Source organism: Allobosea sp. GW823-FHT02B03, from assembly GCF_058797755.1.
The window spans coordinates 297,515-309,875 of sequence record NZ_JBXAJY010000003.1 but is presented as its reverse complement, the minus strand read 5'-3'; the positions used below and the strand labels follow the sequence as shown (position 1 = coordinate 309,875).

General features: G+C 66.7%; 12 protein-coding genes and 1 tRNA gene. 2 read left to right on the top strand and 11 right to left on the bottom strand.

The features are described 5' to 3' along the window. Positions 1–33 precede the first annotated feature (33 nt). The 11 genes from AC1REK_RS11105 to AC1REK_RS11055 form a co-directional block, all read right to left on the bottom strand. Positions 34–939: an ABC transporter permease gene (locus AC1REK_RS11105; protein ID WP_492267995.1), complete on the bottom strand. Its 906-nt coding sequence runs from the start codon at positions 937–939 to the stop codon at positions 34–36. Between the two features lie 8 nt (positions 940–947). After that, positions 948–1,772 carry an ABC transporter ATP-binding protein gene (locus tag AC1REK_RS11100; RefSeq protein WP_316019317.1) on the bottom strand — a complete coding sequence of 275 codons (825 nt, stop codon included), beginning with the start codon at positions 1,770–1,772 and terminating at the stop codon, positions 948–950. A 4-nt stretch (positions 1,773–1,776) separates the two neighbouring features. Further along, positions 1,777–2,781, bottom strand: a complete 1,005-nt coding sequence (locus tag AC1REK_RS11095) for an ABC transporter substrate-binding protein (protein WP_492267996.1) — start codon at positions 2,779–2,781, stop codon at positions 1,777–1,779. A gap of 331 nt (positions 2,782–3,112) precedes the next feature. Beyond that, positions 3,113–3,613 carry a GNAT family N-acetyltransferase gene (locus tag AC1REK_RS11090; RefSeq protein ID WP_492267997.1) on the bottom strand — a complete coding sequence of 167 codons (501 nt, stop codon included), beginning with the start codon at positions 3,611–3,613 and terminating at the stop codon, positions 3,113–3,115. Between the two features lie 329 nt (positions 3,614–3,942). Next, positions 3,943–4,740: an MBL fold metallo-hydrolase gene (locus AC1REK_RS11085; protein ID WP_492267998.1), complete on the bottom strand. Its 798-nt coding sequence runs from the start codon at positions 4,738–4,740 to the stop codon at positions 3,943–3,945. A gap of 17 nt (positions 4,741–4,757) precedes the next feature. Next, the gene (locus AC1REK_RS11080) at positions 4,758–5,558 is read right to left on the bottom strand and encodes a TatD family hydrolase (RefSeq protein WP_492267999.1); all 801 of its coding nucleotides are present in this window, start codon (positions 5,556–5,558) and stop codon (positions 4,758–4,760) included. Next, entirely contained in the window at positions 5,558–7,117 is a 1,560-nt protein-coding gene (metG, locus tag AC1REK_RS11075) for a methionine--tRNA ligase (RefSeq protein WP_492268000.1), read from the bottom strand. The genes AC1REK_RS11080 and metG overlap by 1 nt, the downstream gene beginning before the upstream one ends. 23 nt (positions 7,118–7,140) lie before the next feature. After that, on the bottom strand, positions 7,141–8,211 hold the full coding sequence (locus AC1REK_RS11070; RefSeq protein ID WP_492268001.1) for a DNA polymerase III subunit delta': 1,071 nt from the start codon (positions 8,209–8,211) through the stop codon (positions 7,141–7,143). Continuing rightward, positions 8,208–8,894 carry a dTMP kinase gene (gene tmk / locus AC1REK_RS11065; RefSeq protein WP_492268002.1) on the bottom strand — a complete coding sequence of 229 codons (687 nt, stop codon included), beginning with the start codon at positions 8,892–8,894 and terminating at the stop codon, positions 8,208–8,210. The genes AC1REK_RS11070 and tmk overlap by 4 nt, the downstream gene beginning before the upstream one ends. An 8-nt stretch (positions 8,895–8,902) precedes the next feature. Beyond that, positions 8,903–10,090 carry a D-alanyl-D-alanine carboxypeptidase family protein gene (locus AC1REK_RS11060; protein ID WP_492268211.1) on the bottom strand — a complete coding sequence of 396 codons (1,188 nt, stop codon included), beginning with the start codon at positions 10,088–10,090 and terminating at the stop codon, positions 8,903–8,905. A 72-nt stretch (positions 10,091–10,162) separates the two neighbouring features. Then, positions 10,163–11,314 (bottom strand): septal ring lytic transglycosylase RlpA family protein, encoded by a 1,152-nt coding sequence (locus AC1REK_RS11055; protein WP_492268003.1) that lies wholly within the window; start codon positions 11,312–11,314, stop codon positions 10,163–10,165. 411 nt (positions 11,315–11,725) lie between these two features. On the opposite strand from AC1REK_RS11055, the gene AC1REK_RS11050 reads away from it, so the two are divergent. Next, positions 11,726–11,815: transfer RNA gene (locus AC1REK_RS11050), tRNA-Ser, on the top strand. A gap of 39 nt (positions 11,816–11,854) precedes the next feature. Beyond that, positions 11,855–12,286 carry an acyl-CoA thioesterase gene (locus AC1REK_RS11045; protein WP_492268004.1) on the top strand — a complete coding sequence of 144 codons (432 nt, stop codon included), beginning with the start codon at positions 11,855–11,857 and terminating at the stop codon, positions 12,284–12,286. Positions 12,287–12,361: the final 75 nt, after the last annotated feature.

Here is a 12,361-nt window from a genome sequence, read left to right as displayed (position 1 = left end):
TGGACGGGGGCGGCATCGAGTGCCGCCGCCGGATCAGTTCTGCATGCCCCAGCGCCGGATCGTGGCCGCCTCGATGCTCCGGAAGACGACCCCCTCGACGATCAGTCCGATGACGATCACCGTGAAGAGCCCGGCGAAGACATGCGCGGTTTCGAGCGCGTTGCGGTTCTGGAAGATGTACCAGCCGAGACCGGCCGAGCTGCCCGAGACGCCGAAGACCAGTTCGGCGGCGATCAGCGTGCGCCAGGCGAAGGCCCAGCCGATCTTGAGTCCGGCCAGGATCGAGGGAAACGCCGCCGGGATCAGGATGGAGAGCACCATGCGCAGGCCGCCCAGCCCGTAGTTCCGGCCGACCATGCGCTGCGTCTGGCTCACCGAAAGGAAGCCGGTGAAGGCATTGAGCGAGACCGCCCACAAGACCGAATGAACGATCACGAAGATCAGGCTCTCCAGGCCGAGGCCGAACCAGAGCAGGGCCAGCGGCAGGATCGCGATCGCCGGCAGCGGGTTGAACATCGCCGTCAGTGTCGCCAGCAGGTCGGTGCCGATCCGTGTCGAGATCGCGATGGTCGTGAGCACGGCGGCGAGCAGCACGGCCGTGCCGTAGCCGATCAGCAGCACTCGGACCGAATTGCCGACCGCCGAAAGCAGGACGCCGCTCGACATGTCGGTCGTCCAGGCGACCAGCGTGTCGCTGAGCGAAGGGAACATCAGCGGGTTGTCGGCGAACCGCGCATAGACCTCCCAGAGGATGCCGAGCGCGATCAGCACCAGGCCGCGCCGCAGTGGCGTGTGCGCCATGGCGCGCTGCCAGAGCCCGACATCGCGGACGATCTCGCCGATCGCCGCGGCGTCGAGCGTCTGGTGCTCGATGCTCGGGCGCGCCGGCAATTCCTTGAAGCGCGTGCGGCCGCGCATGGTGTGGATCGCCTCAGCCATCGACCTGCCTATCCATGTGCGATCTTCTCCTCGCCGAAGAGCATGCCGTTGATCTTGCGATTGAAGGCCATGAACTCCTCGCTGCCGGCGTCCTCCTGCTTGAAGGGCGTGGCATCGAGTTCGGCGCGGATCTGGCCGGGGTGAGGGGTCATCACTACGATCCGGCTGCCGATCACGATCGCCTCCTGAATCGAGTGCGTGACGAAGACCAAGGTGAAGCGGATGTCGTTCCAGAGCTCGAGCAGCTCGTCCTGCATGCGACGGCGCGTCAGGGCGTCGAGCGCCGCGAACGGTTCGTCCATCAGCAGGATCTCCGGCTCCATGGCGAGCGCCCGCGCAATCGCGACGCGCTGCTTCATGCCGCCCGACAGCGTGTGCGGGTGGCTGTCGGCGAATTTGGCGAGCCCGACCTTCTCGACCGCGCGCATGGCCCGGTCTCGCCATTCCGAGCGCGGAAAGCGCCCGGTCTTGCGCATCGGGAACATCACGTTGCCGAGCACTGTCTGCCAGGGCAGGAGCTGGTCGAACTCCTGGAAGACCATCATCCGGTCGGCCCCCGGCCCGGTGATGCGCTTGCCCGCGAGGCTGATCTCGCCCTCGACCGGCGACAGGAAGCCGCCAATGCCCTTGAGCAGGGTGGATTTCCCGCAGCCGGACGGGCCGAGCAGGATGAAACGGTCCTGCCGCTGCACGTCGAAGGAGACGCGGTAGGTCGCCGTGACGATCTGGCGGCGGGTCTGGTATTGCAGCGTCACGTCGCGGACGCTGAGCAGGGGCGTCGCCGCCTGCTGAGCCTGCGCCTCCAGCGGCTCGCGCATCATTGCCAAAGCCATCGCACTAGCTACCGGAGCCCTGGTTGACGGGCGGGAAGAACACATCTTGCCATTTGGCCGGCGCGGTCTTCAGCTGCCCGAGCTTCACCATGAAGTTCGCGGTGTCGATGATGCCGTTCGGCTCGGTCGTGTATTCGTGCTTGTTGTTCTCGATGACCTTGAGCATCTCCTCGGCCGAGAGCTTGCTCGGCTCAGCGGCGGTGTAGATCTTGGCGGTTTCGGCGACCTCGCTCTGGATGAAGCGGCCGGCCTCGTCGAGCGCCGCGACCACCGCGGAAGACAGCTCCTTGTTCTCCTCGACGAACTTCCTGAGCACGCCGACCACGCCATTGGTCATGTTCGGCGGATTGTACTCGGTCGTGCGGCCGATGACGTGGACGTTCGGCTGCTGCGCCAGGAACTCGGCGAAGGGCGACAGCGCGAAATAGACCTGGACCGTATTGCCAGTGGTCAGCGCCGCAACCGCGTCCGGGTGGGGCAGGGAGACGATCTGCTTGTCGAAGCGCAGCGCCTGGCCCGGGCCGAAGATCTGCTCGGCGGCACGGCGCAGGATCAGCGCCTGCGAGCTCGTGGGGCCCGGGGTCGCGATCTTGTCGGTCGGCCGAATGTCCTTCAGCGACTTGATCGCCGGGTCGTTGGCGAAGATCGTGTAGACGCCCTTCCAGTAGGCGCTGAGGCCGCCCAGGTCGTAGGCGCGGCGGGTCTTCTCATGGGCGATCAGAAGGCCGAGCGTGCCGAGCGCGCCGACCTGGATGTTGCCGCTGATCAGGCCCTCGGTGATCGCGGTCGGGCCGCTGAGGCGCACGATGTTGATCTTGGGATCCCGGATGCCGGCCTTCTCGGCCGCCTTGGTGAACAGGCCCTGCCGTTCTGCGACGATAAAATTCAGATAGGGCAGGCCATATTGGATCGCAAAAGTGATCGGTTTGGACTGGGCCCAGACGGCCGGAGCGGGAAGGGTGAACGAGGCTGCGGCACCGGCCAGCAGCTTCCGGCGATTCATGATCATGCGTTTCGATCCCCACTGAATGTCGGTCTGAGCCGACTACTTTGATGGGGCTTGACCCCTGCGGACAGCCTAAAACCGACACGCATGAAGTAAAGAGAACAATGTTCAGCTGCTGCGATCGCCTTTTGGAATTATCTTCTCGCGTGGAAGGCGGCGGGAGTTGGTTGAACTTCGACGATAGAAGTCGGCGATGTCCGATTTTCCCGCACCGTGGACGATTCTCGATTCGCAACGAAAGAGGCCGGCTGCCGCGCCCCCCGCTCGAACGGGCTTTCGAGCCGCGCGGCCGAGGCTGCGAGCTGCTCCCGCTGCTGCGGCCGCTGCGGCAAGCTCAGCGGTGCTGGACAGAGGTCTGCGCGTATTCTGTCCGCAGGGTGGACATGATCAGTTCGTCCCGGTGGACGCCGCCGAAGAACGCCGATCCTCGCGCGACACCTTCCGGAACGAAGCCGGCTGCCGCGTAGGCGCGCCGGGCACGCAGGCTCTCCGGAAAGACGCCGAGCCAGAGACGGTGCGCCTGCGTGTCCAGGAAGACCTTTTCGATGACGGCTCGCAGCAGTGCTCGGCCGATGCCGTTGCCGGGCTTGGAGACGGCGATGCGCTTCAGCAGCGTGACGCGTTCGGGAGAGGCCCAGTCCCGCAGAATGACGAAGCCGGCAGGCTGGTCGCCGAGCAGCCCGAGGAAATAGGCGTGGCGGCCGTCACCGAGCGCCGAAAGGTGCTTCTGCTCATCCCAGCGGCCGACGACGGCGTCATAGCCATCCAGGCGTTCGGTCGCCATGACGTAGGCCAGATCGGAAGCGGTGGCACGAGCCAGACGAAGATGGGCCATGCCCGATGATCGAGACGCCTTGGCGGCGCCGTCAACGAGACGGCTGCAGGCTCGCAACGGCAGCGGCCTCACACCCGCCAGAACACTGGCAGGCCGCAGCTGACAGGGAAGATGGCGTCAGCTCCAACCGGACGATCAGCCTGCGTGCGGCCCAGATGGCAACTTCGCACGGCTTCGGCAACTCCGACAGCCAGACGGGAGGCAGTCGATAAGGGGAGCTCGATCAGCCTGGAAACGTACCTCGCTTCGATTCGCATAAGACATATTATGGAACTTAAATCGATAGTCCGGGGACGCGGCCAAAGGTGGACACGCAAGCTCACGCTGCCTCAGAGAGCCAGCACCATCCCGTCATAGGCCGGTTCGACATTTCGCGGCAAACGCTTGGAAAGAACCGCATAATCGAGATCGACATGCAGGTTGGTCAGCACGGTGCGGCGCGGCTTCAGCAACGTGATCGCGTCGAGCGCCTGCTCAAGATTGAAATGGCTGGGATGCGGCGCCTCGCGCAGGCAGTCGAGGATCAGCAGGTCGAGCCCGGTCATGGCCACCTGGGCTTCCGGCGGGATCGCGCTGACATCCGGCGCATAGCCGACGCCGCCGAAGCGAAAACCGAGCGCGTCATAACCCGGGCCGTGCTCGAGCCGGAACGGCAAGGCCTCGATCGCGCCGCCGGGCCCGTCGACTGCGTGAAGCTCGCCGGCGGCTAGCGGGCACAGATCGAGGATCGGCGGATAGAGGCTGCCGGGCGGCGTCTCGAACAGATAGCTGAAGCGTGAGCGGAGCGTCGCGCCGGTCACGGCGTCGGCATGGACCGGAATGCGCTTGCGCATATGCAGGACGAGCGCCCTGAGATCGTCGATGCCATGGGTGTGGTCGGCATGGTCATGGCTGAACAGCACGGCGTCGAGCCGCTTCACCTCCGCGCCGATCAGCTGCTCGCGCAGATCCGGCGTGGTGTCGACCAGCACGCTCGTCGTGCCTCCGGCGCCTTCGCGCTCGACCAGCACCGAACAGCGCCGCCGGCGGTTCCTGGGATTGGCGGGGTCACAGGCGCCCCAGCCGGAGCCCGGCCGCGGCACGCCGCCCGAGGAGCCGCAGCCGAGGATCGTGACCTTCAGGCTCATGCAGCCACCGCCTCGGCTCAACCGACCTGCGCCGGGCGCGCGGCGTGGTCCATCTTCCAGTAGCAGCGGCGCGCATTCTCGCTCGTGATGCGCGCGATCTCGTCGAAGGAAACGCCCTTTACGTCGGCCAAAACCTTTGCCGTTTCAACAACATAGGAGGGTTCGTTACGCTTTCCGCGATAGGGCGTCGGCGCAAGGTACGGCGCGTCGGTCTCAACAAGCAGGCGCTCCGCCGGGATCTCGCGGGCGATGGCTCGCAGGGCCTCGGAGGTCTTGAAGGTCAGGATGCCGGAGAACGAGACATAGAGGCCGAGCTCGACGCCGGTCCGGGCCAGCATCTCGCCGGCGGTGAAGCAGTGCAGGATGGCGGGGAAGGCGCCCTTCCCCATCTCCTCGCGCAGGATCGCCGCCATGTCCGCGTCGGCCTCGCGCGAATGGATGACGAGCGGCAGCTGCGTCTGGCGCGCAGCGTCGATATGGGTCAGCAATCCCTGCGCCTGCGCCTCGCGCGGGCTCTTGTCGTAATGATAGTCGAGGCCGGCCTCGCCGATGGCGACGCAGCGCGGATGCCGCGACAGCTCCACCAGCTCAGCGGCGGTGACGTCGAGTTCCTCATGCGCGCCATGTGGATGCGTGCCGACCGTGCACCAGACGGAAGCGAAACGCTCGGCCAGCGCGGCGTAGGTCGCAAAGCGCGCGACCCGCGTCGAGATCGTCACCATGCGGCTGACGCCCGCAGCTTCCGCCCGTGCGACATAGGCCTCGATATCCTCGGCGAAATCGGGGAAATCGAGATGGCAATGCGTATCGATCAGCATCAGGAGGCCGCGGCCTCCTCGGGCTCGACATAGCGCGGGAAGACCGCGCTCGGGGCCGGCAAGACGGTGCCGGCGGCGAGCCGGCCAGCCTCGCCGAGCGCGGCGAAATTGCGCGCGCCAGCATCGACCGCCAGCAGGTCGAGCAGCTTCGCCATGGCCTGCGGCATCACCGGCTGGGTGAGGATCGCCACCTGGCGGATCGTCTCGATGGTGACGTAGAGCACGGTGTCGCGCCGCGCCGGATCGCTCTTGGAGAGCTTCCACGGCTCGTTGTTGGCGAAATAGCGATTGGCCTCGGCGACCACGGCCCAGATGTCGGCCAGCACGACGTGCAAGGCGAAATCCTGCATGGCGCCGCGCGTCTTCGCCAGCAGCCCGTCGGCCTGCGCCAGCATGGCGAGGTCGGCCTCGGTCAGCGCGCCGGCCGGCGGTACCTTGCCTTCGCAGTTCTTGGCGATCATCGACAGCGAGCGCTGCGCCAGATTGCCGAGATCATTGGCGAGGTCGGCATTGATGCGGCCGACGATCGCTTCGTGGCTGTAGTTGCCGTCCTGGCCGAAGGAGACCTCGCGCAGGAAGAAATAGCGCAGCTGGTCGACGCCATAGGCATTCGCCAACCCGAACGGGTCGACGACATTGCCGAGCGACTTCGACATCTTGGTGCCCTTGTTCAGCAGGAAACCGTGGCCGAAGACGCGCTTCGGCAGCGGCAGCCCCGCCGACATCAGGAAGGCCGGCCAGTACACCGTGTGGAAGCGCACGATGTCCTTGCCGATGATGTGGACATCGGCCGGCCAGTAATGCCAGCGCGGATCGTTCTCGTTCGGGAAACCGCAGCCGGTGACGTAGTTGTTGAGCGCGTCGACCCAGACATACATCACATGCTTCGGATCGCCGGGAACCGGCAGGCCCCAGTCGAAGGTGGTGCGGCTGATCGAGAGATCCTCGAGCCCGCCCTGGACGAAGGAAACGACCTCGTTGCGGCGCGTCTCGGGCGAGACGAAGTCCGGCACGTCGCGATAGAGCGCGAGCAGCTTGTCCTGATAGGCCTTGAGGCGGAAGAAGTAGCTCTCCTCCTCGACCCATTCGACCGGCGTGCCCTGCCCGCCCAGGCGCGTGCCATCGGGCTGGAGGGTCGTCTCTTCCTCGCCATAGAAGGCCTCGTCCCGGACCGAGTACCAGCCGGAATATTTGGCGAGGTAGATGTCGCCATTGGCCTCCATCCGGCGCCAGAGTTCCTGCGTCGAGGGCAGGTGGTCGGCATCGGTGGTGCGGATGAAGCGATCGAAGGAGCAGCCGAGCTGCTGCTCCATCTCCCTGAAGCGCGTGGCGAAGCCGTCGACGAAGTCCTGCGGCGAGAGTCCGTTCTGCGCGGCGGTACGCTGCACCTTCTGGCCGTGCTCGTCGGTGCCGGTCATGGCGAAGACGTCGTAGCCGTCGAGGCGCTTGAAGCGGGCGATCGCATCCGCGGCCACCATCTCATAGGCGTGGCCGATATGCGGCGGGCCGTTCGTGTAGTGGATCGCGGTCGTCAGGTAGAACTTCGGGGCCGAGGCCATGGTCTGTCCGGTGCTGTCTCGTTTCAGGCTGCGCGCGACCGCGCTACCGCCTCCGACAGATCGTGAAACAGCGACATGACGAGGGGGCGGCGGTCGAGATTGTAGGTTTCCACCTCCCGGGCCGCGCGCGCAAGTCTCTCCCATACCTCCGCCAGGGGTGCAAGCCGGGCCGGGCCGGCGGCGGCATGCGCATGGAGATGGCCACTGAGCCAGCCCTGCACGGTTTCGATCATCACCGCGAACTCGGCCTCGCCAGCCTTGCCCGCGACTTCCTCGCCAAGCGCCAGCAGGGCCGGAAGGTCGACACCCGGCAGAGCGTCGAGCCGCGCCCTCACCGCTTCGACCAGCGCCAGCGTTTCCGGGTCCACATAGCTGAGCGCCCGCTTCACCGAGCCCTCGGAAAGCGCTGCGGCGCGCTGCAGTGCCGAGCCGTCATAGGGCAGGCCCATGCGCTCGAGCGCGATCCGTCCCGCCGCTGCGACATCGCCCTCGGACAGAGGCTCGAAGCTGAGCAGCCGGCAGCGCGAGCGGATCGTCGGCAGGATCCGGCCGGGCGCATGAGCAACGATCAGGAAGAGCGTGCGTGCCGGCGGCTCCTCGAGCAGCTTCAGCAGGGCGTTGCCGGCCGAGCGGTCGAGTTCCTCGCTGGAATCGACGATGCAGACGCGCCAGCCGCCCTCCCCGGCGCTGGAGCCGAAGCGCTCCAGCACCCGGCGGACCAGATCGACCGGGATGTTGCTGGTGAAGCTCTTGCCATCGGGCTTCGGGATCCGGCGCAACAGATGCAGGTCGGGATGCGACTGCGCCATGATCTTGCGCGTCGCGCCATCATCGGCGGGGATGGCGAGATCGCTCGCGTTGCGGGCGCGTCGCATCGGATCGCCCTCCGCTAGCAGGAAGCGCGCGGCGCGATAGGCGAAGCTCGCCTTGCCGATGCCTTCGGGACCGCCGAGCAGCCAGGCATGGTGCAGGCGCCCGGAACTCAGGGCTGCGAGAAAAGCCTGCTCCTGGCGTTCATGGCCGATCAGCGCCAGCGTCTCGCGCGGATGCGGCGCATTCGGCAGGCGGTCGGGTTCGTTGCTCGATTCGATCATGCGGGCGCAATCTGAGGCAGCGGCAGCCGGCTGACCAGCGCGGTCCAGGCCTGCTCGGCGAGCTGTTCCGGCGTCTGGCTGGCATCGAGCACGACGCAGCGCGCAGGCTCGGCTGCGGCGATGTCGAGATAGGCCTGGCGCAGCCGGCGGTGGAAGGCGAGCGTCTCGCCCTCGAAGCGATCGACCTGCTCGCCGGGTTGGCGGCGCCGGGCGGCGCGCGCCAGCCCGGTTTCCGGCGCGAGGTCGAGAACGAAAGTCAGTTCGGGCATCAGTCCGGCGATCGCCACGGCCTCGAGCGCTGCGAGCTTGCCAGCGGCGATCTCTCCGAGCGTGCCCTGGTAGACCCTCGTCGAGTCGATGAAGCGGTCGCAGATCACCCAGTCGCCGCGCTCCAGCGCCGGCCTGATGCGGCTGTCGACATGGTCGATGCGGGCGGCCGAGAACATCAGCGCCTCGGCAAAGGCGCCATAGGGCTTGATCTTGCCGGCGAGCAGCGAATTGCGGATACGCTCGGCCTTGGGCGAGCCGCCGGGCTCGCGTGTCAGTTCGACGCCAAGTCCGAGCGTCTCTAGCCGGCTTGCGAGGGCCTTCGCCAAGGTCGACTTGCCGGCCCCCTCCCCGCCTTCCAGCGTGATGAAGCGCCCGAGTGCCGGCGCGGCCGCCTTGGGGTCCTGCTCTGCCATCGCTACGCTCAGCTCCGTCCGAGCGCTTTGCGGATCCAGCCGGTCGAGACCTCGAACAGGGCATCGAGCGCGCGCTGCTGCAGGCTGCCGACCTTCACCGCCTCCGCCGTGTAGAGCGGGATATCGAGCGTCTTGACCTCGCCGCGCGTGACGAGGAGCCGCGCCACCTGGGCGCCCTCCTCCACCGGTGCCTGCAATGGTCCGCGATAGACGATGCGGGCATTGAGCCGCTCGCTGCTGCCGCGCGGCACCAGCAGATTGACCGGCCCCCTGGCCTTCAGCGCCACCCTGCCCTTCTCGCCGCCATAGACGCTGGCCTCGCCGACGGTCTCGCCAGCGCCGAAGACCGTGCGCTGCTCGAAGGAGCGGAAGCCCCATTCCAGCAGCTTGCGCCCTTCGCTCGCCCGGTCACGGGCGTTCTTCAAGCCGGCAACGACGACGATCAGGCGCTGGTCCTTCTGCACCGCCGAGCCGACCAGCCCGTAGCCGGAATCGTCGACATTGCCGGTCTTCAGGCCGTCGGCACCGATATCCATCGCCAGCAGCGGGTTGCGGTTCTGCTGCCTGATCTTGTTCCAGGTGAATTCGCGCTGGCCGAAGATTTTGTAGAGTTCCGGATAAGTCTTGATCACATGGTCGGAGAGGCGCGCGAGCTCGCGGGCCGTGACCTTCTGCTCGGGATCGGCCATGCCGGTGGCGTTGCGGAACACGGATTTGGTCAGGCCGAGAGCCCGCACGCGCTCCGTCATCAATTTCGCAAAGTTCGCCTCGTCGCCCGAGACCGCCTCGGCCAGTGCGATCGCGGCGTCGTTGCCGGATTGCACGATCAGGCCTTGCAGAATGTCGCCGAGCTTCACCCGACTGTGAACCAGGGCGAACATGGTCGAGCCGCCCGACACGCCCCCGCCCTTACGCCAGGCGTTCTCCGAGATCGAGATCTCGGTATCGAGGGTCATCTTGCCCTGCTCGATCTCCTGGAAGGCAACGAGCGCCGTCGCAATCTTCGCCAGGCTCGCCGGAACCATCAGCTCGTCAGCGGCCTTCTCATAGAGAACGGCGCCGCTGCCGGAATCGAGCAGCACGGCATAAGGCGCGGCCGACTGGAAGCTCTGGGCACCGGCGACAGGAATGGCAGCGAGCAGGAAGGCCACGGCGCCAAGGGAGCGCCCGCCCCGCGCCAGAAAACGGCCGAACATGAGCATCGAACGACCTCGCGCCATCTCTCGATCAGATGATGGCGCCGTGCGGGCGGTCAAGCCCGGCGCGGATCAATTCCGCGCAAGCGGCTGGAGAATCTGCGGCTTGACGCCGGAAGCCAGCGGGTGGCCGGAAGCGAAGCGCGCGGACGGCGCCTTTTCCGGGGCAGCGAAGAGGCTGGCGACGCTGGTCCGCGGGACCGAGGACGCCGAGGTCATCACGGCCGGCCGCAGCACCGGGACCGGCTTGCTGGCGTTGGCGATGGTATCGAGATCGAACGGACGCTCGGGCGGCAGCCGGACGCCGCGCATCGGGACGCCGTCCCCCCCGGTGCTGACAGTCGTGACCTGGATCGGGCTCTGGAGCGGCGCGCGCTGCGGCTGCTCGGCATAGGCCTGGACCACGGGCTGCGAAACCGGCGCCGCCCGGACTGGAACCGGACCCGGCTGCGGGCGTTGATCCTCGGTATCGGAACCCAGATCGATCTGCGTATTGCCGGCGACGAGGCTGCGCGAGCTCTGGCCGGGGATCGAGGCCGGCTGGCCGTCGGTACGAAGGGAGGCGAGCAGCAGCCGGTCGTCGGAGCCGCCGAGCGAGGCTTGGCCGAGATACTCGACCTTGACGCGCGCCGTGCCGAGATGGCGGAACGCAAGCGCCTCGGCCGTGCGCTGCGACACGTCCATGACGCGGCCGCCATGGAACGGTCCGCGATCGTTGACGCGTACGATAATGGAGCGATTGTTGACCACGTTGGTCACGCGGGCATAGGCCGGAAGCGGCATGGTCGGGTGCGCGGCGCTGATGCCGTGACGGTCATAGACCTCGCCATTGGCGGTGCGGCGGCCGTGGAAGGCTTCGCCATACCAAGACGCGGTGCCGACCAACGTATGACCGACCTGCTTGTCGAAGGGTGTATAGCGCTTCCCGGCGACGGTGTAGCTGCGACCGATCAGCTGGCGTCCGCCGCCCTTCGGGACGGGCTGCCCCTCCTCGACGACGCGGGCGCTGGCCGGGCCATATTTCGACGACGGGAACGCGCCGATCTCCTTCGACTTGCCGCGGCGAGCGACACCGTCATTGGCGCAGTTTGCAAGGAAGACGCCGGCCACAACGACGCAGCCGAGGCGGGCTGCGGTCTTGAGGGGGGAGCAGGAGCGGGAGTCGTCGCGGGCGTCATTGGCGCTGGATACCACCGGTGCCGAAGAGCTTGCGCGTCCGATCATGCCCAAATTCCTGCGGTTCGCCAAAAAAACAGCACTGCACTCGCCGCGTGAACGCAGCGATATGCCAGCTTTCGGCCGATTCAATTAAGGGATCGTTAAGGCGGTGAGGCGCGGCGGCGACACCGTTAACAAAAGCCCAGCTGCCCCCTTTGGGCGGGCACAAAGGTGTCGGAAATGCGGCAACTGTCAACCTCTCTCCATCTCTCCGCCATTTTTTGGGCCGGCGTGGCGTCGATGCAACGGAGCCTTCTAAGAGGTTCCTGCGCGGACGACCGAGACCAAGAGGCCGCACAAGGCATTGAAAAGTATGTCCGTTCTAGCCGGCTCCCAAATCGGGGCGTCCCCTTTCTGTGGCGCTGGGGCGCGAGGCGCTTGCAAAACGCCGCGACCGGCGGCAATGACGGTCACACCGGAAGGGTGGCCGAGTGGTTTAAGGCAGCGGTCTTGAAAACCGCCGTAGGTGAAAGCCTACCGTGGGTTCGAATCCCACCCCTTCCGCCAGCACCGGCGGCAAGCTTCCGGCCGCGACCGGAGGCCGCCTTGTCTGTCGAAATCGCCCTCGCCGATTATCCGCTGCACACCCGCGACAAGCTGCGTTATGGCGACACGGACCGGCAGGGACATATCAACAATGCCGTGTTCTCGACCCTGTTCGAAACCGGCCGCGTCGAGCTGATCTACGATCCCGACCATCCGCTGGCGGAGCCCGGAACCGCCTTCGTCATCGCCAGGCTGGAGGTGGATTTCCGGGCGGAGCTGCTCTGGCCCGGCGAGGTCGAGAGCGGCATGCGCGTCGCTTCAGTCGGCCGCAGCTCGGTTCGGCTCGAACAGGCGATCTTTCAGGCCGGACGCTGCGCTGCGAGCGCGGTGACGGTCATCGTCCTGGTGGACGAGGCGACACGCAAGTCGACGCCGTTCTCCGATGCGGTTCGCGAACGGCTGCTCGGATTGATGCCGTCCAAATCGGGATAGGATTAATGCCAGGCGTCGGGCCCATGGCGTTCAGGATGCAGCCCGACATAACTTATGGTTGCATGCCGTAACGTC

Excerpts from the sequence above, each read along its gene's own strand:
- AC1REK_RS11080 (WP_492267999.1), bottom strand. The coding sequence starts at position 5,558 with ATGCTGATCGATACGCATTGCCATCTCGATTTCCCCGATTTCGCCGAG.
- AC1REK_RS11055 (WP_492268003.1), bottom strand. The coding sequence starts at position 11,314 with ATGATCGGACGCGCAAGCTCTTCGGCACCGGTGGTATCCAGCGCCAAT.
- AC1REK_RS11090 (WP_492267997.1), bottom strand. The coding sequence starts at position 3,613 with ATGGCCCATCTTCGTCTGGCTCGTGCCACCGCTTCCGATCTGGCCTAC.
- AC1REK_RS11105 (WP_492267995.1), bottom strand. The coding sequence starts at position 939 with ATGGCTGAGGCGATCCACACCATGCGCGGCCGCACGCGCTTCAAGGAA.
- AC1REK_RS11100 (WP_316019317.1), bottom strand. The coding sequence starts at position 1,772 with ATGGCTTTGGCAATGATGCGCGAGCCGCTGGAGGCGCAGGCTCAGCAG.
- AC1REK_RS11060 (WP_492268211.1), bottom strand. The coding sequence starts at position 10,090 with ATGTTCGGCCGTTTTCTGGCGCGGGGCGGGCGCTCCCTTGGCGCCGTG.
- AC1REK_RS11070 (WP_492268001.1), bottom strand. The coding sequence starts at position 8,211 with ATGATCGAATCGAGCAACGAACCCGACCGCCTGCCGAATGCGCCGCAT.
- AC1REK_RS11085 (WP_492267998.1), bottom strand. The coding sequence starts at position 4,740 with ATGAGCCTGAAGGTCACGATCCTCGGCTGCGGCTCCTCGGGCGGCGTG.
- AC1REK_RS11095 (WP_492267996.1), bottom strand. The coding sequence starts at position 2,781 with ATGATCATGAATCGCCGGAAGCTGCTGGCCGGTGCCGCAGCCTCGTTC.
- metG (WP_492268000.1), bottom strand. The coding sequence starts at position 7,117 with ATGGCCTCGGCCCCGAAGTTCTACCTGACGACCGCGATCCACTACACG.
- tmk (WP_492268002.1), bottom strand. The coding sequence starts at position 8,894 with ATGGCAGAGCAGGACCCCAAGGCGGCCGCGCCGGCACTCGGGCGCTTC.